The sequence below is a fragment of the Herpetosiphonaceae bacterium genome (genome assembly GCA_036374795.1).
GTDB lineage: Bacteria > Chloroflexota > Chloroflexia > Chloroflexales > Kallotenuaceae > LB3-1.
The window spans coordinates 1-22,183 of sequence record DASUTC010000168.1 but is presented as its reverse complement, the minus strand read 5'-3'; the positions used below and the strand labels follow the sequence as shown (position 1 = coordinate 22,183).

15 protein-coding genes are annotated in these 22,183 nt (G+C 63.6%); 14 read left to right on the top strand and 1 reads right to left on the bottom strand.

Translation table 11 applies throughout. The features are described 5' to 3' along the window. Window positions 1–184 precede the first annotated feature (184 nt). From VFZ66_12210 to VFZ66_12165, 10 genes are all read left to right on the top strand, one after another. Window positions 185–970, top strand: a complete 786-nt coding sequence (locus VFZ66_12210; protein HEX6289950.1) for a hypothetical protein — start codon at window positions 185–187, stop codon at window positions 968–970. A gap of 187 nt (window positions 971–1,157) precedes the next feature. Continuing rightward, window positions 1,158–3,269, top strand: a complete 2,112-nt coding sequence (locus VFZ66_12205) for a hypothetical protein (protein HEX6289949.1) — start codon at window positions 1,158–1,160, stop codon at window positions 3,267–3,269. Between the two features lie 12 nt (window positions 3,270–3,281). Further along, window positions 3,282–4,046, top strand: coding sequence for a glycosyltransferase family 2 protein (locus VFZ66_12200; GenBank protein ID HEX6289948.1), 765 nt, complete (start codon window positions 3,282–3,284; stop codon window positions 4,044–4,046). Between the two features lie 4 nt (window positions 4,047–4,050). After that, window positions 4,051–5,619 carry a DUF2079 domain-containing protein gene (locus VFZ66_12195; protein ID HEX6289947.1) on the top strand — a complete coding sequence of 523 codons (1,569 nt, stop codon included), beginning with the start codon at window positions 4,051–4,053 and terminating at the stop codon, window positions 5,617–5,619. Between the two features lie 137 nt (window positions 5,620–5,756). After that, window positions 5,757–7,913 carry a glycosyltransferase family 39 protein gene (locus tag VFZ66_12190; protein HEX6289946.1) on the top strand — a complete coding sequence of 719 codons (2,157 nt, stop codon included), beginning with the start codon at window positions 5,757–5,759 and terminating at the stop codon, window positions 7,911–7,913. Beyond that, window positions 7,906–8,760 carry a class I SAM-dependent methyltransferase gene (locus VFZ66_12185; protein HEX6289945.1) on the top strand — a complete coding sequence of 285 codons (855 nt, stop codon included), beginning with the start codon at window positions 7,906–7,908 and terminating at the stop codon, window positions 8,758–8,760. Before VFZ66_12190 ends, VFZ66_12185 begins: the two co-directional genes overlap by 8 nt. Next, window positions 8,761–10,368, top strand: a complete 1,608-nt coding sequence (locus VFZ66_12180) for a polysaccharide biosynthesis C-terminal domain-containing protein (GenBank protein HEX6289944.1) — start codon at window positions 8,761–8,763, stop codon at window positions 10,366–10,368. An 89-nt stretch (window positions 10,369–10,457) separates the two neighbouring features. After that, window positions 10,458–11,282, top strand: coding sequence for a class I SAM-dependent methyltransferase (locus VFZ66_12175; protein HEX6289943.1), 825 nt, complete (start codon window positions 10,458–10,460; stop codon window positions 11,280–11,282). Between the two features lie 3 nt (window positions 11,283–11,285). Continuing rightward, complete coding sequence (locus VFZ66_12170; protein HEX6289942.1) at window positions 11,286–13,523, top strand: hypothetical protein; 2,238 nt, start codon at window positions 11,286–11,288, stop codon at window positions 13,521–13,523. Continuing rightward, window positions 13,520–14,803 carry a glycosyltransferase family 4 protein gene (locus tag VFZ66_12165; GenBank protein HEX6289941.1) on the top strand — a complete coding sequence of 428 codons (1,284 nt, stop codon included), beginning with the start codon at window positions 13,520–13,522 and terminating at the stop codon, window positions 14,801–14,803. The genes VFZ66_12170 and VFZ66_12165 overlap by 4 nt, the downstream gene beginning before the upstream one ends. Before the next feature lie 67 nt (window positions 14,804–14,870). Here the strand turns inward: VFZ66_12165 and VFZ66_12160 are convergent, their stop codons facing one another. After that, complete coding sequence (locus VFZ66_12160; protein HEX6289940.1) at window positions 14,871–15,698, bottom strand: twin-arginine translocation signal domain-containing protein; 828 nt, start codon at window positions 15,696–15,698, stop codon at window positions 14,871–14,873. A 664-nt stretch (window positions 15,699–16,362) separates the two neighbouring features. Between VFZ66_12160 and VFZ66_12155 the strand changes: the two genes are divergently transcribed. From VFZ66_12155 to VFZ66_12140, 4 genes are all read left to right on the top strand, one after another. Further along, complete coding sequence (locus VFZ66_12155; GenBank protein ID HEX6289939.1) at window positions 16,363–17,655, top strand: hypothetical protein; 1,293 nt, start codon at window positions 16,363–16,365, stop codon at window positions 17,653–17,655. A gap of 286 nt (window positions 17,656–17,941) precedes the next feature. Beyond that, the gene (locus tag VFZ66_12150) at window positions 17,942–20,164 is read left to right on the top strand and encodes a hypothetical protein (GenBank protein HEX6289938.1); all 2,223 of its coding nucleotides are present in this window, start codon (window positions 17,942–17,944) and stop codon (window positions 20,162–20,164) included. A gap of 275 nt (window positions 20,165–20,439) precedes the next feature. Further along, entirely contained in the window at window positions 20,440–21,222 is a 783-nt protein-coding gene (locus VFZ66_12145) for a DUF3800 domain-containing protein (GenBank protein ID HEX6289937.1), read from the top strand. A 298-nt stretch (window positions 21,223–21,520) separates the two neighbouring features. Continuing rightward, window positions 21,521–22,183, top strand: a 663-nt coding sequence (locus VFZ66_12140; GenBank protein HEX6289936.1) for a hypothetical protein, incomplete at its 3' end; no start/stop codon positions are given.

Genomic DNA, 22,183 nt, shown 5'->3' with positions numbered 1-22,183 from the left:
ACCCTTTTTTACTTTTCCCACAGGTACACGTCCGTCATCGTCGGTTTCAGGAACTCAGCTCTCCAACCACACGTTGCACCCACAGTAGCCGAGGAGGTGCTCCTCCTACAAACGCTGGTTCGCCCCTAACGAAGAGAGTTGATTGTCGTACTCGTTTCCCTACCTAACCGAGGAGATCCTGTCCATGAATGCGTTGTCTCGCCTCTGGGCGCTCGTCGCCGTCGTCGCTATCCTGGCGCTCGCCGCAATGCCGTCTTCTACGAACGCAAATCATGCCTGGGGCAACTACCACTGGGCGCGCACTTCCAACCCGTTCACCATCACCGTTGTCGACAGCATGACCAGCAACTGGGACGACAACCTGGCCGGTGCCATCAGCGATTGGAACTCTTCGTCGGTCATGAACCTCAATCGGCAGCAGGGCGACGAAACCGCAACGTCACGCAAGCGCTGCGCGGCGATCTCCGGCAAGGCCCGCTCGTGCAACGCAGAGTACGGCACCAACGGCTGGCTCGGCCTGGCCCAGATCTGGGCGTCGGGATCGCACATCGTCCAGGCCACGGCGAAGATGAACGATAGCTACCTGGCAACGAGCCGCTATACCGAGACGAACCGCCAGCACGTGATCTGCCAGGAAATCGGCCACGACTGGGGCCTCGGCCACCAGGACGAGTCCGGCGCGGATCTCAACACCTGCATGGACTACTCGAACGCGCTCGACAATCCCAGGCCGAACGCCCACGACTACGCGCAGCTTGAGCAGATCTATTCGCACCTGGACGGCAGCACGACGATCGGCGCGATGCCTGAGAATGTCGCCAGGGCTGAGCTGAACACGCCTGCCGAGTGGGGCAAAGAGGTCCACAGCTCGGGCCGCAACTCGGTCTATGTGCGCGACTTTGGTAACGGCATCCGCATCATCACCTCGGTGACGTGGGTGGAAGAGCGCGGCCATCGCGATCACCACTAAGCGACGGCTGCTCAACGCAAAATACACGCGGTACACAACCTTGATAGATGCGCGCAGGGCGGGGCAGATGCCTCGCCTTTCGTGCGTCGATTCCCAGGAGCTTTTAGCTACGTCTCAGCCAGCAATCAGCTTCACAACTTGACGGTATTGAAAGCGCGCGGGGCTTTTCTGGTATAATGCCTCGCCGATGGCAACGACTACTACGATGACACCCGCCGCCGCTTCCACCCAGAGGGTGCCCGGCGGCGTTAGATTGTTTGGGCAGCGCTTCGTCGGCCTGGATCTGGCCGCCATGCTGCTGCTGCTCGGCGCGGCCCTGATCGGCCTGATGCTGGCCTACGCTCGCACGCCCGATGTGCAGATCGGCATCGTCGGCCTCGAAGACCCGCGCCGCATCCACTACCGGCAGCACCTCCAAGACTTCCACGAGCCGGAGGCGGTCGCCGGGCAGGAGCGCTACTACCGCTGGACCCAGCAGCGCAGCATGATCAATCTGCCGGGCCTGGGTCGCGGCCTGTGGCAGACCCGGCTCATGCTCGGCAGCCCGCAGCCAGCGGGGCAGCCCAAGCAGATCGTGATCGCGGCGGGCGCGTGGAGCCTGCCGTTGCAGTTGCAGGCAGACCAGCGCGATTACCATCTGCTGACGCCTTCCAGCGGCGACCTCAGGCTGGCGATCGACGCGCCCGCCGGACAGTACGGCGGCGATCCGCGTGCCCTGGGCGTGATCTTCGGCGGCCTGGATCTTCAGCCGATCGCCGTCGCCGCGCTGCCGCCCGCGCTCTTTTTGCTGCATACGCTCCTGGCGCTGACGCTGGCGTTTCTGACGCTGCGGCTGATCGGCGTGCCGACCTGGCTGGCGCTGCTCGGCGCGCTGGGCGGCCTGGCCGTGCTGCTGTGGGGCACCGCGCTCCATCGCGGCCCGCTCGGACTGTACAGCGTGCGGCTGCTGGCGCTGACGCTGGTGGGCCTGCTCGTGATGATCGCGACGCGCTGGGCCGTGCCCCGGCTGTTCCGCCTGGGCGGCGTCGAGGTGGGCGATGCGGCGCTCACGGGCCTGCTGGCGATCGTCTACATCGGCTACATCGTCAAGGCGGGCGGTCTGCTGTGGCCGTACTTCCTGTCGGTCGATATCGAATGGCACATGGAAAAGACCCAGCGCGTGCTCGACGGTCGCATCCGCGAGCTGTGGGACGCCAACAGCCCCTTCCACCAGTCGGTGATGCCGGTCGACGAGTGGGGCGAGAATAAGCCGGTCATTCCGTACTCGCCGTTCTACCATATCTTCTCGGCGCTCTGGGCGATCTTCCCGTGGCGGCTCAAGCTCTCGGCGGAGGTCTATAGCGCGATCCTCGACGCGCTGCGCCCGGTGATGATCTTCTTCATCACGCGCAAGTTCGGCTTCCGCGACCGCGTGGGCATCATCGCCGCAGCAACGTACAGCCTGATCCCGGCGGCATTCCTGCTGCACGCCTGGGGTAACACGCCCACCACCAACGGCATGTGGTGGTCGCTGCTGGCGACGACGCTGCTGGTCGGCGCGTGGGATCGGCTTGGCGAGAGCCGCGCGGCCTGGGCTGTGCTGACGCTGGTGCTGACCCTGACGATGCTCTTCTACGCCGTGACCGCCGTCTTCACCACGCTGCTGCTCTTTGGCATGGTCGCGGTGCTGCTGCTGACACGGCAGCGGCGCGCCGCGTGGCCGCTCTTGCTGAGCGCGGCTGCGGCGGTGCTGCTGAGCATCGCGATCTACTACTGGCAGTTCATCCCGGCGATTATCGAGCGGACGATCCCCCGGCTGACGGGCGGCATCGCGGAGAGCGGCCAGACCCTGGGCGGCCAGGAGATCGTCTTCTCCGAGTATATCGTCAAGTATATCTACCTGCTCGACATCTACGGCGTCTACCTGCCGCTGGGCCTGGGCATCGCGGGCTGGTGGCTGGGCGTGCGTAAGTTCGGCGCGCGCTCGCTCTTCGCGATCCTGATGACGATCTGGATGATCATCGCGATCCTCTTCTGGTTCGTCGGCCTCAAGCTGTCGATGGTCGATAAGCAGTTGTTCTGGCTGATGCCGTGGATGGGCATCGGCGCGGGCATCGCCGTGGACCGGCTGCTGAGCGAGCGCAGGCTGCTGCGCTGGGCCGCGCCGCTGCTGATCCTGGGCGCGCTCTATACCGGCAGCGAAGCGCTCTACCTCTGGACGCACCGGCTGAACGGCTATCCGATCGGCGAAGGATACGTAAGCTGGTATCAACTCTATTGCCGCACTGCCTACGATCGGCAGTTCTGTATTCCCGACTAGGAGCATAGGCTCGTGTGGAACGGTAAGACAGTTTCGGTTATTTTCCCGACCTACAACGAGAAAGACTCGATCTACGACGCGATTCAGGAGTTCTTTGCCACGGGCTGGATCGATGAGATCGTGGTCGTCAACAACAACGCCGCGCCGGGAACCGCCGAGGAGGTCGCGCGGACCAAGGCCCGGCAGGTCTTCGAGACGAAGCAGGGCTACGGCTACGCGCTGCGTCGCGGCATGGCCGAGGCTACCGGCGATCTGATCCTGTGGGCCGAGCCTGACGGCACGTTCGTGGGCAAAGATGTCGAGAAGCTGCTGGTCTACAGCGGCGATTTTCCGGTCGTCTTCGGCACGCGCACCTGCACCTCGCTGATCGGCTCCGGCGCGAACATGGGCATGTTCCTGCGCTATGGCAACGTCTTTGTTGCCAAGCTGCTTGAGGCGCTCTTCAACACCTACACGCTGACCGATGTCGGCTGCACGATGCGGGTGATGACGCGCGAGGCGCTGGAGATCATGCAGCCGCACTTCCGCTCAGGCTCGTCTTACTTTGGCCTTGAGTTCATGCTGCTGACGATCGTCTGCGGCTTCGACTTCGTGCAGATCCCGGTGACGTACCGCTCGCGGGTCGGCGAGTCGTCGGTGACTGGCGATTTCGGCAAGGCGTTCGCGCTGGGCATGCAGATGATCTTCTATGTGATCTGGTCGTGGATCGTCTTCTGGTTCCGGCGGGTGATCGGCAAGCCGCTGCCGTATCAGCGCGGCGCGGCCTCCAATGGATAAGACTATGCTGCGAAGCTCCTCGATCGACGCCAATCTCCGCGCCGAGCGCCGCCCGCTGGCCGCCGCGCTCACGCCGACGCGCATCCTGGTCGGCATGGTGTTGCTCTACTTCGTCGTTCTGACGGCGGGCATGGCCTTCAAGTGGACGCTGTGGGGCCAGGGCTTCGACCACGTCGACTACGAGCAGGCGATCTGGAACACGACGCAGGGCCGCCCGTTCCAGATCTCGCGCTACAACTTCACCGACTCGATCCTGGGCATGGACTGGATGCCGGGCCTGCTCTTCGCGGTGCCGTTCTACGCGCTGTGGCCCTCGGCCTACATGCTCGACATCCTGCAATCGGCGCTGCTGGCGCTCGGCGCGGTGCCGGTCTATCTGATCGCCCGCGACCAGTTCGGCAGTAGCGAGAAGGCCGGTCTGGCCTGGGCCGCGACCTATCTGCTCTTCCCGACGCTTCAGTTTGTGAACATGACGCCGCCCTGGCAGCCGCGCACCCTGGCGATCCTGTGTCTGCTGTGGGCCTTTCGCTTCTTCCAGCAGCGGCGGCTGTGGCCGTTTCTGCTGATGCTCGTCGTCGCGATCACCACCCGCACCGATGTCTCGCTGGTGGTGATCGCCTGGGGCATGTACGCCGCGCCGCAACGCCGAAGCTGGCGCTGGTGGCTGCCGCCGCTGCTGCTCGGCTTCGCCTGGTTCTACGTCTCGACCTCGATCATCACGCCGTCGTTCTACCACGCGGGCTACAATCCGAATGAGGGCCGCGTCGATTTCGATCCCAGCAAAGGCCAGCAGGCAGAGGCATGGCCCGGCAAGAGCGCGCAGCTTGGCTACTACGCCCATCTGGGCAAAGATCCGGTCGACATCGTCAAGAACATCCTGACCCATCCGGTCGAGACGTTCAATCTGATGTTTACCGGCGAGAAGCTGTGGTATCTCTTTCTGATGTTCGGCACGCTGCTCTTTCTGCCGCTCCTTGCGCCCGACGTGCTGCTGCTCTGCGCGCCGATCTTTTTGATCAACCTGCTCTCGACGCGCGTCTACCAGTACACGATCGAGGAGCAGTACCAGGCGCTGATCATTCCCGGCATCGTGCTGGCGGGCATCGTCGGCGCTGCGCGGCTGTGGGGCTGGATCGCGCGGCGGCAGGCACCGACGACCGAGGATCGGGCGGCGCTGCTGCGGCGGGTGCCGCTGGGCCTGCTGCTGGCGCAAGTGCTGATCATCGGCAGCCTGCATCTTCCGCTCAAAAATCCGGTGATCTCGGCCTTCCGCAACCACGAGCGGCCTGAGCGGGTGGCGCTGATGGAAGAAATCTCCGCGCAGATTCCGCGTGATGCGAAGGTCGCGGCGACATCGTTTCTCGCGCCGCATCTGCTGCCGCGACAACACCTGTTCTACCTGCCGCCCGGCCCGATGCACCACGACGTCGACGAGGCCGAGTACGCCTTTATCGACGAGCGCGCGGCGGTGCTGAAAGAGCATCCCAGGCTGCTTGAGCATCTGCACAGCGATCCGCGCTGGACGCTGATCGTGGAGCGGGATCAACTGCTGCTGTTCAAACGGCAGACCTAGCGCCGTCAGGCCGGGCGGGCACCCTCTGGGCGAAAGAATAAGGGAACAAAGGGGAGAGCAAGCGAACCGGATGAGAGAACAGGGGAACAAGGGGGCAAGGGATGAGGGCCTCAACCCGAAACTCGAAACGTTGAACGTTGAATGTTGAACTTGTGAAGACCGCCGCAGCAACAACAGGAGCACTCTTAACCGGGCGGGCCACTGCGGTCCGCCCGCTGCGGTTTGCCCTGCTGCTGGCCGCAACCACCGCACTGGCGATCGGGCTGCGCGTGATCTTCTGGTGGATGCAGAGCCGCAGCGGCGCGGTGCAGCCCGGCGACTCGACCGAGTATGTGCAGGGCGCGCTCCATCTGCTGCTCCACGGCGACTACGCGACCGGCTCAAAGTGGCTGCGTCCGCCGCTCTACTCTGCCTTTCTGGCGGGCGTCTTCGCGCTGGTCGGCGTCGATCTGGCGCTGGCAATGCTGGTGCAGGCGCTCATCACCGGGCTGGGCACGCTGGCCTTCGCCGGGATGGGCTACGCGCTCTTTCGGCGGCGAGATGTCGCCCTCGTCGGCGCGCTGATCGCCGCGCTGTTCGTGCCATTCGCGGCCTATGGCAGCGTCGTGTTCGCCGAGGCGCTCTTTATCGTGCTGATCGCGGCGTTCTTCGCGCTCGTGCCCTACGGAATATCCGACGAGCAGCCAAGTAATCGGCGGGCGCTTCTGGCGGGCGCGCTGCTTGGCCTTGCGACGCTCACGCGGGCGGTCGGGCTGTTCTTTATCCCGCTGGCTGTCGTGGGGATGATCGCCGAATCTTGGAAGAACAAGAGAACAAGAGAACAAGAGAACAAGGGAGCAAATGTAAAACAGCTATCCCCTTTGTTCCTTTGTTCCTTTGTTCCTTTGTTTGTCGTCCTTGGTTCTTTCTCCGTCATCGCGCCGTGGACGCTGCGCAACGCGCTGGCCTACGATCGATTCATCGCGGTCGATACGAATGGCGGCGTGTCGTTCTGGTACGGCGCGGCGCATAACGACGCGGAGCTGGCGCGTGGCGAGGCCCGGCTTGCGGCGCTGCCCAACCTGGCGGATAAGCAGCGGGCCGCGCTGGTGCTGGCCTTCGACGCGATTGCCCGCGATCCGCAGCGCTATCTCAGCCGCGTGCGCTATAAGGTGGTCAGCCTGTGGCAGCTTGGCAGCCGTAACTACGCCGCAGGCGGCATCGTCAGCTTCGATCCCGACGGCTACAGCCTGGGCCAGACGCCGGGCGAATTGCCGCTGCCGCTCTCGCTGCTGGCCGACGCGCAGTACGTCCTGCTGATGCTGGGCGGCGTCTGGGGCTTTTGCTTCGCGCCGCGCGAGCGCCGATCGGCGCTGCTGGTGCTGTGGGTGCTCTTCGGCACGCTGATGAGCGGCCTGACGATCGGGCATCCGCGCCTGCGCCTGCCGCTGCTGGTGGCGTTCGTGCCGTACGCGGCCTGGGCCGTGCTGCTGCTGCCGACGATCCTACGGGCGCTGCGAGTACGCTGGCGTGCGACGGCATGCGCGGCGCTGCTGAGCCTGGTTTTTGTAGCAATAATCTACACGCAGCACTATGGACGCTGGGCGCGGGCACAGGCGCTCGTCTGGCGCGGCGATCGATCCGATCCGGCGCTCTACCGACAAGCCTACGCGCTCAATCCGGCCAATCCGCTGTGGCTGATGGCCGCTGCCGATCGGGCCGCGCGGGCTGGCGACTGGATGCAGGCCGAGAAGGACTACGCGCAGGCGGCGGAGCAGGAGCCGCGCAGCCTGTACGCGCATGTCAGGCTGATCGAGGCGGCGCTGCGACGCGGAGACGAGCGGCAGGCGACAACGCATCTGGACGCGATCCGTGCGCTGGGCCGCGACACCAACGATCTCCTGATCTGGGCCTGGGCGCGGCTGGACATGCCTGCTGCGCCTGCGGTCGAGCCAGCGCAGCCCGGCGCGATCGGTCATATCACGGGCTTTGCGCCGACACAGCCGGACGAGAGCGAGCGCTGGACGCTGGCGACGGCGCAGATACGCTTGCAGCCGTCGCGGGATTGCCAGCAGGTGACGTTGACGCTGCGCGGATATCAAGACAGCCAGCCGGTCGCGGTCGTGGTGGCGGAGCGCCGCACGACGCTGCGCATCACGACGGCGCAGAAGGTGTATCATGTACCGCTGGAGGCGAGCGTCTGCCAGGCCGATCAGCCGCTGATCGTCACGCTGCGCACGCCGACGCTGGTGCTGGACAGCGATGCACAGCCGTGGGCGGCGGGCGTCGCGGTAGCAAAGGTGAGCCTTGAGTAGCATAACCACCGCAATCGAAGAGCAGCTTGTCGCGGCGATCGAGCCGTGGCTACAACATATGCGCTGGCGCTCCAACTTCGCCGAGTGGCGCGAGCGACGGATCAACCAGGAGCGCTACCAGGAGGCGCGGCTGCGGCAGCTTGAGTCGATCGCCGGGCCGATCGAGCGCCAGGTGCTACTGGATGTCGGCGCGGGCATGGGCGGCTTCGTCGTCGCTGCGGCGCTGCGGGGCGCGACCGTCGGCGCGTGTGAGTTCAACCGGGCCTACTGCGAGATCATCAGGTTGCGCGCGGCGCGGCACGATCTGACGCTGCCGGTCTATAACGCGGCGGGCGAGGCGCTGCCCTTCGCCGCTGCGAGCTTCGACACGATCGTAAGCTGGGATGTGATCGAGCACGTGCAAGATCCGGCGCGGATGCTGGCGGAGTTCAACCGCGTGCTGCTGCCGGGCGGCGTCGCGCTGGTGACGGCGATCAACCGCTGGGCCTGGAAAGATCCGCACTACCATATCCGTGGCCTGAACTGGCTGCCGCGTCCGTGGGCCGAGTGGCTGATTCGGCGGCGCGGACGCTCCAAGGAGGGCGCGGCGTTTCAGGATATGCAGCGGCTCAGCGAGATGCACTACTTTAGCTACGGCGCGTTCGTGCGGCTGGCGGCGCGCTACGGCTTCCGCGTCTACGATCTCAAAGAGCGCGAGCTGCGCGCGGGCAAGCTGCACAGTCCCAGGCGCAGCCGACGGCTGATGCGTGGCGCGCTGCGCAGGCTGGGCCTTGAGCGGCTGGCGTATCGCGCACAGCGGCAGTGGTACGTCGGTATGTTCGAGCTGGCGCTGGTCAAGGAGCGCTAGATGTCGGCGTCGAGGCCACAATCATCGTTGAGCGAGCGCGTTGCCGGAGCGATCTTCTGGAACACCGTCGCGTTTCCGATCAAGGCGGCGATCAAGTTTCTGGCCGGGCTGGTGCTGCTCTGGGCGCTGCTGCCCGAAGGCTACGGCCTCTTCCAGGCGGCGGTCGGCGCTGTGGTGGCGACGGTCTGGACCTTCACCGGCCTGGGCATCAGCCCGTCGATCCTCAAGTTCGTCCCGGAGGTCATGGCGCGGCAGGGCTCGACCGGCGTGGCTCGCTTTCTGCGCCAGCTCTTTCTGATCCGGCTCGGCTTTCTGCTGATCGTCGTGCTGCTGCTCAACATCTTCAGCGCCGACGTGCTGGGCTTTTTGCGCGCGCAGGCCAGCGGCGACTATGCCCGGATGCTGAGCGCCGACGGCCTGTTTCTGCTGCGCGTCGCCAGCGCGATCGTGCTGCTGCGCGTCGCGACCGACACCTGCGCGCGGACGCTGGTCGCCTACTTCAAGCAGAAGACGACCAACTCGCTCGACATCGTTTCGGCGCTGGTACAGCCGGTGCTGACCGTGCTGCTGGTGCCTGCCTGGGGCCTTGGCATGGGCATTCGCGGCGCGGCGCTGGCAATCCTGATCGGCTCGACCGTCGATCTGCTGCTGGCGCTGTTCGCGGTGCGGCGGGCACTGCGGCACCTGCCCGCCGAGCACCAGACGATCGTCGCCGTCGAGCGGCTGTGGCAGCGCTTCAGCTCAAGCGCGCTGATGAACTACGTGATGGACCAGAGCGTCTTCGTCACCTCTCCCGACTTCGTGGCGCTGGTCTTTCTGTGGCTGGCGCGGCCAGCAGCGCTGGCGAATATCGAGGCCGGATGGAATCAGGTGCTCGTGCTGCTGACCTATCTGGTGATGCCGCTCAACGGCATCTACGTGCCGATGTTCAGCGAGATTTTCGCCAAAGGCGACGATCACAAACTGCAACCGGCCTACGCCACGCTGACCCGCGCGCTGCTGCTGGCGACGGTTCCGGCGGGCATCGGGTTTATCACGCTCGCGCCGCAAGCCTTCGAGCTGCTGCATCTGGCGGCGAAGTATCCGCAGGCGGCGGCGGTCGCGCAGGTCGTCACGCTCTTTCTTTTCGCCGAGTCGATCGTCGTGGTGCCGCACGTGATCCTGATGGTCTACGAGCGCTACCGCGTCGTCGCGCTCTCGCGGCTGCTGGCGGTCTTGAGCGCGCCGCTGATCGTGCTGGTGGCGATCAACGGCTCGGCGGTGACGACCGCGCTGGCGATCGGCGTGTTTCGCTTCGGCAGCCGGGCGGTGCTGACGCCCTACGCCAGCCGGGCGTTTGGCCTGCGCTTTCCGTGGCGCTTCGCCGGGCGGCTAGCGCTGCCGTCGCTGCTGTTTATGAGCGTACTGACGCTGCTGAGCCGCGTGCTGCCAGTGCTCGAATCGCAGCCGGTCTGGCGCAACCTGCTGCATCTGGCCGCGCTGATCGGCGTGGGCGTGGCGATCTTTGCGGCTGGCTTCAAGCTGATGGGCGGCATCGACGACGACGACCGCAAGCGGCTGGCGACGATGCGGATTCCGCTGCGCAAATTGATTTTGAGGTATCTGTAGCGCCGTAAGGCCGGGGCGGGTGCCCTCTGGGCACGGTCGTCCCCCAAACTAACCCCTTCTCAATTATTGGACAAACGACAAGGGAGAATATGGCTCGTTATATCAAACTGCCCGGCCTGCGCTGCATCCGCTACGAGGTCGCGCTCAACGGCTGGAAGATCCTCAAGCATACCGTCAACGATTTTAGCCTCTGGCGGCTGATCGAGTATCCGTGGGTGACGGAGCAGCTTCAGCTCAAGCGCGGCGATACCGTGCTCGATCTCGGCACCGGCACGTCGTCGTATCCGCACATGCTGGCGAAAGAGGGCGTCAACGTTGTCGTGCTTGAGCTAGAGCGCGACCGCGTGCGCTGGCAGCAGCAGAAGCGTCTCGCGACCGCGCTGCGGGGCGACGGCACGGTCTATCCCGTGGTAGCCGACGCGACCGCGCTGCCGGTGCGGGATGGCGTCGGGCATCGCGTCAGCGCGATCTCGTCGCTGGAGCACATTCCCGACGATCGCGCGGTTGGCCGTGAGATCGGGCGAGTGCTGGCCGACGACGGCATCGCGGTGATCACCATCCCATACACCAAGACCGAGCGCACGCACTTCTTCAAAGATCTCAAGCCCTTCAAGCAGGTCGAGCGCAATGCCTTCGTGCAGGAGGGCAAGGCCGGATCGTTCTTCCGCTTCTACACCGACCGCGACATTGAGGAGACGTATATCGCTCCGGCGCGCGCCAATGTCACCGCCTGGCGAGGCTTTGGGCGCTGGCTGCTCAACGGGCTGTATCACGAGACGCGGCGTAACCGCTACTGGCGGCGCTGGGTGCTCAAAGATTGGCTGCTGGCGAAGATCGTCCATCCGCTTGAGGAGCGCTTCGGCACCGCGACCGAGCCGCTGTACGTGATGTTCCGGCTGGAGCGCACGAAGTAAGGCATGGCGACACGAGGACACCAGATCGAACAGCATCCGGCCTGGATGGTGCGCGGCGGGCGCTGGATGGCGCTGGCGGCGCTGCTGGGCGCGGCGATCATGGCGCTGGCGGCGCTGGCGCTGCGGCCCGTGCCGCAGTACGCCGTTGATCTCCAGAAGTCGATCGAGTCGCTGCCGTTCGAGATGGACGGCGTTCACGCGATCGAGACGGCGGGCGGGCAGCCCTACCGCTGGGCCACGGACTATCCATTCGTGCAGATCCGGCATGCCTATCATCTCGCGCCGTCGTTTTGGGCCACGCTGACGATCCGCTCGGAGCGTCCCGACGGGCCGCAGCCGGTGATGTTCCTGGTCAACGAGCAGCCGCTGGCGACGACTCCGGCCACGGCTCAGATGCGAGCCTATCATCTGCTGCTGCCGCACCGCCCCGACGCCGACGGCTCGCTGCGGTTTGCGACGGCCACCAAAAACTTCACGCCGCCCAACGATCTGCGCCGCCTGGGATTTATCACCACCGCCTGGACGATCACGCCGATCTTCGCCAGCGGCGCGCTCGGCCCGCTTACCGTGGGCGAGATCGCGCTGGTGCTGCTGGGCGGGATCATGCTCTGCGGCTGGCTATGGCTGAGCGCTGGCCGCCGTATGGCGCTGACGGTTGGGCTGCCGCTGGCGCTGGCGCTGCTGGTGCTGCGCGGCTTTTATCAGCCCGCGCCGCTGCCGTTCACGCATCTGGCGCTGCTGGCGCTGCTGGCGACGGCTGCACTGCCGCTGGTGACGCGCGTCACCTGGACCGCGCTTGGCCTGGCGATCGTCGGGCTGGTGACGACCTTCGCGGGCGCGCTCTGGCCGAGCTGGATGACCGACGATGCGCTGATCTCGTTTCGCTACGCTCAGAATCTTGTGGCGGGCAATGGCCTGATCTACAACGTCGGCGAGCGCGTGGAGGGCTACACCAACTTCCTGTGGACGATGCTGGCGGCGCTGGTGCTGGCGCTGGGCGGCGATCCGGTGCGCGTGTCGTACTACGCCGGGATCGTGATCGCGCTGCTGCTGGTGGCGGCGACGTTCGTGCTGGCGCGGCGGCTGATCGACGAGCCGTGGGCGCTGGGCGCGGCGGCGCTGCTGGGCACCAGCCATAGTCTGCTGCTCTACACATCGCGCGGCTCCGGGCTGGAGACTGGCCTCTTCGCGCTGCTGCTGGTGCTGGGCAGCTATCTCTTCCTGACGGATCGGCCTGGCGCGGCGGGCGCGGCGTTTGCGCTGGCGACGATGACACGGCCCGAAGGCGTGCTGCTGCTCGGCATCGCGGGGCTGGTCCGGCTGATCGCGCGGCGGAGCCTGCTCGACGCGGGAATCTGGCGGATGGTCGGCGTGTTCGCGCTGATCGGCGTGCCCTTCTTCGCGTGGCGCTTCGCCTACTACGGCGATCTGCTGCCTAACACGTTCTACGCCAAGACCGGCGGCGGCGCGGCTCAGGCGTGGCGCGGCCTGCTGCACGCGGGCGCGTTCGCGCTCTTCGCGGGTGGTCCCGTGCTGGCGCTGCTGCTGGCGCTGGCGGCGATGCGTTTCGTGGGCGATATGCGGCAGCGCGTCGATGCGTGGTACTGGCAAAGCTTCGTCTGGATCGTCGTCGGGCTGTACACGGCCTATATCGTCGCGGTCGGCGGCGATCACTTTCCCGGCTATCGCTTTTTCGTGCCCGTGCTGCCGTTCCTGGTGCTGCTGCTGGCACGCGGCGCGCAGCAGTTGACGATGCTCGGCGGGGCGCTGCGGCGTGCGGCGGGGCCACTGGCGATCGTGCTGCTGGCCGGGCTGAGCGTCTTCAACCTCACGCGCTCCACGCCCTTCGATCAGATCGTACGCGGCGATGATGAGTCGGTCTGGCTGTGGCGCGAGATGGGCTGGTGGCTGGCCGATCACGCGCAGCCCGGCGAGTCGATGGCGGCGATGGGCGCGGGCGCGATCCCGTACTACTCCGATCGCGAGACGATCGACCTGCTGGGCCTCAACGACAGACACATCGCGCGGCTGGATGTCGAGGGGCTGGGCACCGGCGTGGCCGGTCACGAGAAGCGTGATCCCGACTATGTGCTGAACGAGCGCAGGCCGACGTACATTCCCGGCATCTGGACGGAGTACTTCGGCGGGTCGCAGGCGCTCAAAAACACGGGCCTCTACACGCGGCAGGAAGTGGTGACGCGCTATGGTCGCCGGATTGTGCTCTGGAAGCGAACATCATGAGAATTTTGTACTGGATTCCGCGCTACGACGCGGGGCTGATGGGCAATCAGATCCATGTCGAGGTGATCGAGGCGTGGCGCGAGATGGGCGTTGACGCCGAGGTGCTGACGTTTAGCGCCAGCCGCAAGCAGCGCGTCACGGAAGCGATTGATGGCATTGTGGTGCATCGGCTGCCGCTCAACCGCACGCTGCTGGAGAAGGCACTCAACCGCGCCGCGCAGCCGGTGATGCAGTATCCCTACTGGGTCGGCGCGCTGGCCCACTATCGCCGCTTCATCGCCGAGCAGGGCCGCCGCTTCGATTTGCTGCATATCGAGACAGCCTTTCCGCTGGGTGCGCTCGCCGCACTGACGCCAGGCCCGCAGCCGCCGCAGGCCGTCACGCTCCAGGGCGCGGATGTCATGGCCGAGCCTGCCTTTGACTACGGCTACGCTCGGTTTCGCGCGATCCGCGCACTGCTGCGACGAGTCTTTCAGAAAGCCGCCGTGATCCGCGCCGACTCGCCGATGATCGAGCGGATGGTGCTGGGCATGGGCGCGCAGCCCGCCAGGACCGTGGCGATCCCGTTCAACATCACCAACGCCGACTTTCCGCCTGCCAATGTGCCGCCGACGACGTTTCGGGCACAGGCGCGTCAGGAGATCTGCCAGCGCCACGGCCTCGATCCGGACAGGCCGCTGCTGATCAGCATCAGCCGCCTGCATCCCTTCAAAGGCGTCGAGTTCCTGGTCGAGGCGATCCCGGCGCTGCAAGCCGCCGTCGGGCCGGTGCAGGTGATCCTTGGCGGTCCCAGCCGCACGACGCCGCGCTTCGGCGACTACGGCGCGTATCTCAAGCGCCGGGCACAGGAGCTAGGCGTTGCCGAGGCAACGCATCTGATCGGGCGCGTCGAGCACAGCGCGATCCAGCGCTACTGGGCCGCCGCCGACATCGTGGTCGTGCCGTCGGTCGTCGAGTCGCTTAACCGCGTGGCTGCCGAGGCGGGCGCTGTGGGCACGCCCACGATCGTCACGCGCACCACGGGCATCAGCGAGTATGTCACGGCGCGCGACTGTGGGCAGATCGTCGAGCCGCGCTCCGGCCAGTCGATCGCCGCCGCCGCCACGCAACTGCTGACCGATCGCGAGCTATGGGCGCGACAGTCGGCAAACGGGCCGTGGCTGGCCGCCGATTTCCGCCCCGCCGTGATCGCGCGCCAACTGCTGGATGCGTATGTCAAGGCCCTCAGCCCCGCCCCCTCTCCAGGCCCAAAGGGCACCCCAGGCAGGAAAGGGGAGTAGGCGAGGCTAACTGCATGTCCTGAAGCTATCTTGTTGAGGAACGTATTCGCGGAAGCCACCCGCGCCGCTAGTCCGCCCTGGCAATTGCCGCCATCGCATCCCAGAACATCTTCTCATACGCCTGATAGAGCCGGGCGGAGCGCCGGATCTCGGCGGGGTCCGCGCCATGATCGAGGCCGTGCTGGATGATCGCGAGCGCCGTGTCCTCGAAGGACGGCAGAGTAGCAAAGTTGTCCAGAAACGCCGTCTCCTCCTCGGAGAAGCCGTACTTATCGCGGAGCGCCGCGCTCATCACGCCGCAGTTGTGGCCCCAGGCGGCGAAGTTCACCAGAATGCCGCAGACGATCGCCGCCGCCGAGGCATAGACCGACTCCCAGGCCATAAACGTGGTGTAGGTAAAGCCGTCCGGCGTGACCTCATAGCGTTGCAGGTCTTGCTCGGTCATGTCCAGCTTGCGCGCAAAGACCACAATCGCGCCGAGCGCCACGAACTCGCCCTGAAGTATCCCGTTGAAAAAGGCGCTAGCCAGCGGCTCGTCGCCGAAGCGGTGGACCATCTGCCCCATCGATCGGAGGTCGCTGATGACGGTATGGTACTCGTGGCCGGGAAACGCCCGGAGCGCTTCGAGGGATACCTTGCCTTTGCGCAGGAGGCGCAGATACCGGTGGTTCCGAATCTGCTCGTCGATCTCCCGCAGATCTTCGCGAATCTGTGCAACCAGCTCCACCGCGCTAATCGGCGCGTGCTGCGCCTGCCCACCGACCGTCAGACCAGCGGCGGAGGCGCCTAGCGCTTGATCGGAGGCGATCAGCGCCACACCTCCAATCGCGGCGGCGCATCCTTTCATAAAATCTCGGCGCGAGGGGCTAAGGGTACGTGTGGTGTTGGTCGTCATCCGATACCTCCTGTGGATTCAGGTATGGCGGTCGCCGCCAAACATACGGGCCAATGCACAATTGCGCTGACGGAGATCACAAGCTCGCGAAAGAATAGATCAGGCAGAGCAGAACAGGCCGTGCAGACAGGAGCGAAGCTCAAACGACGATCGAGCAAGATGAGGGCGAAGATCGGGAATAGGTAGACGTGGACAGGGAAGCTGCGAGCGTGCGGTCGCCGCCTCTCCGCTACAGCCATTGTACAGCCGCTGGCAACCTCGATTGCGCGATCCCAGAAAAACCCGTCGCCTTCCGAATGCAAGATCGCCGCAAGCGACAATCCTTATCCTATGTAAGGATCGCAAAGATGGCACAAATCGCCCTTGCTCCAAATACCGACCACTGGTACAATGCCGCAGCCCACCATAAATGAAAGGGCCGGTTCGTTCTCCCCCTGCTAGAGCACATGGTGTTACGGATCGTTCCATAACAACCGTATGATGATCGATGTAACATCGTGTGAAGCGCCCAGCACCACCGGCAAAAGACCCTGTGAATGCCCAAGATGAGCCTCGCCTCAGGCAGAGCGCGCGAAGGCTCGCAACATCGAACCAGCGAGCGCGCTGGTGGCAGGCCTGGTTAACCGTCTGGATGCTGTCCTAACACTAGAAGGAGTATATTCGGATGAAGTCGTTCAAGCTCTTGTTAGCGATTCTCGGCGTGCTAACAATCCTTACTATATCAGTTGCTCCCTCCTCAGCAGCCCCGCCAACGCCTGTGGTGACGGACGAGCGGATCGTTTCCCTTAATCCTTCATCGCCCAAGCTCCCGGCGGTCGCTGTAGGTAATGGACAGGTCCATCTCGCCTGGAGCGAGCCTGGTGCAGCGAAGTATGCCTTTCGAGGCGAAGAGACGCTCGATGCCTTTACCATCCAAACGCCCGGCTCAGTCGGTAACAACAGCACCTACTTCAACGCCGATGTCGCCGTCGGCGGCGACGGCAAGATCCACGCCGCCTGGATCAGCGGCGGCAGCACGATTCAGTACGCGAACAAACAGCCTGGGCAAGACTGGCCCGCGCCGCAGAACGTGGCCCTGTTCGAGGATTTCGCCAACGGCCTCTCGCTGACGGTCAGCGGCAGCAATGTCTTCATCTCCTGGCGGCACCAGGGCGAAGATCCCAACGGCTATATCCGGTTCGTCTACTCGAACAACGGCGGCGTGAGCTGGCCGATCAAACTTGATGTGCCGCTCCCCAGCGGCACCTATGCTGGGGTGCCCTATCTTGCGGCAGGCCGCAACAACGGCCCGGTCTTCCTGGCCTGGACCGGCAACGACGGCAGGGTCTATGTTGGGCAGTGGAACGGCAGCAACTTCGCGCCGGTCTGTGTCTCGTGCTTCAGAGCAGATCTGCCACAGGATCTGTTCAATCCAACCGTCGCGGTCGCGCCGAATGGGCAGCCGGTAGCCGCGTGGCGCAGCGTCAGCCAGGGCGTGATGTATGCGTCACGCCAGCAGGACGGAAGCTGGGGCATTTCCAAACAATTCCCAGAACCTGATGTTACAGGGCCGGTAAGCATCCAGGTCGACGGCGCTGGCAATATTCATCTAGCCTGGGTCAGCAAAGCGACGGGCAGCCTTACTACCCGGTACGCGGTCAAAGCATCAACAGAACAAGGCTTCTCCAATCCGATCACCGTATCGAATGACGGCGGCGCGTTCAAGACAAACGTTGACATGGCCGTGTGCGCAAAATCCGGGTATAGCCTGGCGCACATCGCGTGGGAGTCGTTCAGCAATGGTCAGTTCATCCGCTACTCGCGCGTGCAGGCCAACGGGATCGGCTTTAGCGCGGGCATGATGGACGAAACCGTCGAGGGGCGATCACTGGCGCCGTTGGGGCATCTCGATCCGTGGGTGTACCTCCCGATGATCACGAAAGCGCCACCGCCGCCACCCCCGCCTCCTACCTGCTAGTAGCCCGACAAGCCCTAGAACAATAGCGTTCCTTGGGGATAGCGCCGTACAGACCTGTATGGCACTATCCCCTTTTAGATGGGCGCATCCCCCCAGAGCCGTCAGTCGGAGCTTGTTCTCCGACACCGGCTGCCCTCATCCGAGTGCCCGGTCGGGCCGGGGCGGGTATACCTGGGGCCAGGGAGTCTCCCAACCATTCCCGATCCTGAGCCGATGCATGAGATCCCATTCCCGAAAAGGTTCCTTGAGCATGCACCAGGACATTGGAAAACGGAGGAACGCTGTCATGCGAACAAAACTGTACTCATTGCTGGCGCTACTGGCGCTAAGCATGCTGGCCTGGCCGTCGTCGCCAAGCAGCGCCGCCGCACCACAGCCAGTCTATCAATATGGTGAGAAGATCACTCCCGCCACCGGCGAACACAAATCCCCCTCGGCAGCTACCGCAGGCGGTCAGCTCCACGTCGTGTGGTCAGCGCCCAACGCAGCCAACTACGCGACGCGCGCCGAGCAGGCGCAGGTCTTTGCCATCAAAGATCCGCCTGTCGGCTCGATCGGCAGCAATAGCACCTACTTCAACAACTCCGTCGCCGTCGATAAAAACGGCGTGATCCACGCTGTCTGGATCGATAGCGGCAGCACGATCCGCCACAGCAGCAAGACAGGCGATACGTGGTCGGCTGTACACACCGCCGCGACCGGCCAGAACTTTGCCAATAACCTTGCGTCTGCTGCTGCCTCTACCGGACGCCTCTTCGCGGCCTGGCGGCATCAGGGAGATCCCGACGGCAATATTTCGTTTATCGTCTCCGACAACGGCGGTGCCTCCTGGTCTGCGCCCATCGGCGTATTCCTGCCGACCGGCACGTACGCGGGAATGCCCCGGCTGGCAGGCGGTCCGAGCGGACAGATGTACCTGACATGGACCGGTGTGGACGGCAATGTGTACGTCGGCGAGTACAACGGCGTCACGTTCACGCCTACCAAGATCACCAGCGGCACCAACTTCTTCAACTCCACGGTCAGCGTTATGTCGAACGGGCAGCCCGTCGCGGCCTGGCGCAACGCCGATAACGGGGTCTACTACGGCTACCGCACCACGGCAGGGCAGTGGGTTGTGCAGAAGGTCTTCGCCCACGGCGGCGTGACCGGCCCGGCCACTATCGTCGCCGATGCACAGGATAATCTCCATCTGGCCTGGGTCAGCCAGCAGGCCGGCAGCGGCATGTTCGAGACATGGTACAGCTTCAAGACGCCCGCCGACCCATGGAGCGCGCCGATGGTTGTCTCCCGCGAAGGCACCGACTTTAAGACTAATGTGAACATGGCGGTCAGTCTGTCGGGCGGCACCGCGCTGGCGCATATCGTCTGGGAGTCGTTCCAAAAACAGCCACCGGAGCAGTTTATTCGCTACGCGCAGATCAAGACTCAGGTTTCGATCCCGCTCGCCGGGAGCCTGACGATCAACGGCGGCGCGCCGTACACCAACCAGCCGCAGGTGAACGTCAGCATCTCCAACACGTCGACGGGCCAGGCGACGGCGTATAGTCTGGCCGACGGCATCGATCCGGGAGCGCCAAGCGCGCCGTTCTCGAATCCGATGACCAATACCACGCTCAATCTGAATGTCACAGACGGACAGTGCCGCGCCCACACGGTCTACGGGCGGCTCGGCAATGGCACCAGCACATCGCCGGTCTTCGCCGCAACGATCACCTACGATCCGTTTGCGCGGATCATCGCTCAGGCGCGCAATCCCAACTCGACCTTCAACCAGCCGCTCAACGACTTCAACAGCGCGCTGGTGCCCTCAGGCGAGATCGGCTATACCCGCGAGGAGCGCTTCAACCTCTCGGTCGTCGGCGCGATGGACGAGTGTACCGGCATCAAGCGCTATGCGATCGTCAAGCAGGGCGCGGCCAAACCGGGAACCGGCGATCCTGCCTGGCGCGCTATTACCGGCGGCTACGTCAGCGCGAACGTTCAGTTCAACGCGACGAGCGGGCAGGGAACCTACGATTTCGATGTGTACGCCCACGACCTCGTCGACAACGAGACGACGACGCCGACCACTGTCCAGATCATCTACGATACGCAGGTGCCAACCTATACCGGAGCGACGACTCCGCTGCCCGCGACCACATCGACCAAAGGCGGTATTGCCACGATTACGGTCGGCAGCCCCACGGTCAGCGATAACCTGTATCCCGGCGGCGGCGCGGGCAAGCAGTACTGGGGCTACTGGGTTGTGGTCAAGCAATCCAGCGCCGCTGTGCCAACTACCGCCGAGTGGGAGAGCTACGGCGTGATCAAGCCCGGCGAGCTGCCATCCACGCTGCGCTGGAACATGGCGGATGGATTGGTCGGCAGCTTCCAGCGCGACGCCAACTATACCGTGTATATTCGCTATCTGGATGGCGCGGGCAATGCCTCGGCGCCCATGAGCAGCCAGCCGCTCCGCGTTGGGCAGCTCGAATACTTCACGCATCTGCCGCTGAGCAGCAGATAATTCTGTCGCCGGTCGATCACGAATCCCTGGAGCGCTGGTGCAATACCAGCGCTCCGGCGTTTGCGGTACAAACTTTGATGAGGTTAGCGCGATCTGCGTGCAGAAGCTAAGCCCTATCAATATTCATATCTGAGCGTCCTGCACGGAAGTGTAAAGACTTGACATAGAAAAACAGATGTGCTACCATCGCCGATGAAAGGGGGCTGACAGCGTGCGCTGATCGTCCCCTTTTTATAAATCTGAAGGTGGGGTACTGTAAATCCAGGAGTCGCGGTATGAAGAAGCCGAAGCCAGGTCGGGTATGGTACTTCGTCGACGAAGCAGGCGATCCAACCTTCTATAGTAAGCGTGGTCAGCTTATTGTTGGTCAGCCCGGCTGTTCTCCTATCCTCATCCTTGGTTTTATCCAAACTTCCGATCCAGAACCTATTAGAAAAGCTGTTCGTGAGCTACAACAACAAGTCATCAATGATCCGTACTTTCACGGTAGGCGATCCTTGAAGCAAACAGCGGTTGCATTTCACGCAAACAATGATCTATTTGAAATACGCTATCTCTTTTTTAAGCTTATCGCTTCTCTTGATTTTCGAGCTAAACTTATTGTTGCACGGAAAATAGAGCAGATATTTATCGAGTATGATCAACGTAATCAAAACGCTTTTTATGACCATGTTGTATCATGTCTCTTCCGAGATGTCCTGCATCTTAATGAGGAAAATCATATCTATTTTGCGAAACGACAATCACGAGCACGACAGGCACCTCTAACTGCAGCCATCGAAAAGGGGCGGGCTAAGTTTGAACAATACTCCGGGCCAGCAACACCAACAAGGTTTATGGTGCAAGCTCAAACACCGTCGCACGAGCCTTGTCTTAGTGTGATCGATTATATCAACTGGGCAGTATATCAAGCATATACATCACGAGATATGAACTACTTTAACACGATACGACACAAGGTGAGTGTAGTAGGAGATCTTTACGATCGTAACAAACCACATCGCAACTGGTATGATAGAAAACATCTTTTTGACGTAGAAAAAATCACACCTCTGTAGCTAGTCCCGTCTGAGGGGCACACGGCATGTAACAGCCGACTTTCGCATACAGAGGAGTGATTTCTTACACAAAGATACCAGAGATATTCCCATCTGTCAATAAGAACTGTATAACACTTTCACCTCAATGCATAGGAAACATCTATACATATCGCCTCTATTGTGCCCACAGCGCGCGGATAGTTAGGGTTACTGGATGCTACTTTCATCTACTAAAAAGACGCAGCCAATGAGCTATGCCAAACCAAGGGTGTCCTATGTTGCCCAAGTATCATAGGAGACGGTACAATACGCGATCATGGTGACAACACGACCCGTGCCGCTTAGCTATGACCGTGCTCGCCGATGGGATCGCGGTCTGCTCGTTTTGATCGTAGTCTTTGCGCTGCTGCTGCCGCTGTTCACGCCGCGCATCTACGCCGTCGACTCGGTCGAGTATTACGTCTATCTACGCTCGCTCTTCTTCGACGGCGATCTCGACTTCACGAACGACTACGCCCGCTTCCACGCGCTTAATCCTGAGGCTGGCATCCAGGGCGGCCTTCTCGACAAGCGCGATCCCACCACTGGCAAGCCGATCAACGTCGCTCCAGTCGGAGCGGCGATCCTGTGGGCACCGGCGTTTTTGCTGGCGCATGGCGGCGTGCTCGTGGCGCGGGCGCTGGGCAGCAGCGTGGCGGCGGACGGCTATAGCGCGCCCTATATCTGGGCGGTCTGCTTTGCCTCAGTCGTGTATGGCCTGCTCGGATTGCTGCTCGCCTACGGGATTGCACGACGCTACGCCGGGGTTTGGGCCGCTACCGCCGCCGTGCTGGTCTGCTGGCTGGCATCGCCGCTGATCTTCTACATGTACATCTCGCCGCCGTGGTCGCACACGGCTGGCCTGTTCGCTACGACGCTCTTCCTGTGGTACTGGCTGCGCACCCGCGATGCGCGCAGCCTGCGGCAGTGGCTGCTGCTC

Bases quoted from the DNA above. Each gene is read 5' to 3' on its own strand.
- VFZ66_12145 (HEX6289937.1), top strand. From the start codon at position 20,440: ATGAAGAAGCCGAAGCCAGGTCGGGTATGGTACTTCGTCGACGAAGCA.
- VFZ66_12150 (HEX6289938.1), top strand. From the start codon at position 17,942: ATGCGAACAAAACTGTACTCATTGCTGGCGCTACTGGCGCTAAGCATG.
- VFZ66_12155 (HEX6289939.1), top strand. From the start codon at position 16,363: ATGAAGTCGTTCAAGCTCTTGTTAGCGATTCTCGGCGTGCTAACAATC.
- VFZ66_12170 (HEX6289942.1), top strand. From the start codon at position 11,286: ATGGCGACACGAGGACACCAGATCGAACAGCATCCGGCCTGGATGGTG.
- VFZ66_12205 (HEX6289949.1), top strand. From the start codon at position 1,158: ATGGCAACGACTACTACGATGACACCCGCCGCCGCTTCCACCCAGAGG.
- VFZ66_12165 (HEX6289941.1), top strand. From the start codon at position 13,520: ATGAGAATTTTGTACTGGATTCCGCGCTACGACGCGGGGCTGATGGGC.
- VFZ66_12210 (HEX6289950.1), top strand. From the start codon at position 185: ATGAATGCGTTGTCTCGCCTCTGGGCGCTCGTCGCCGTCGTCGCTATC.
- VFZ66_12175 (HEX6289943.1), top strand. From the start codon at position 10,458: ATGGCTCGTTATATCAAACTGCCCGGCCTGCGCTGCATCCGCTACGAG.
- VFZ66_12195 (HEX6289947.1), top strand. From the start codon at position 4,051: ATGCTGCGAAGCTCCTCGATCGACGCCAATCTCCGCGCCGAGCGCCGC.
- VFZ66_12160 (HEX6289940.1), bottom strand. From the start codon at position 15,698: ATGACGACCAACACCACACGTACCCTTAGCCCCTCGCGCCGAGATTTT.
- VFZ66_12180 (HEX6289944.1), top strand. From the start codon at position 8,761: ATGTCGGCGTCGAGGCCACAATCATCGTTGAGCGAGCGCGTTGCCGGA.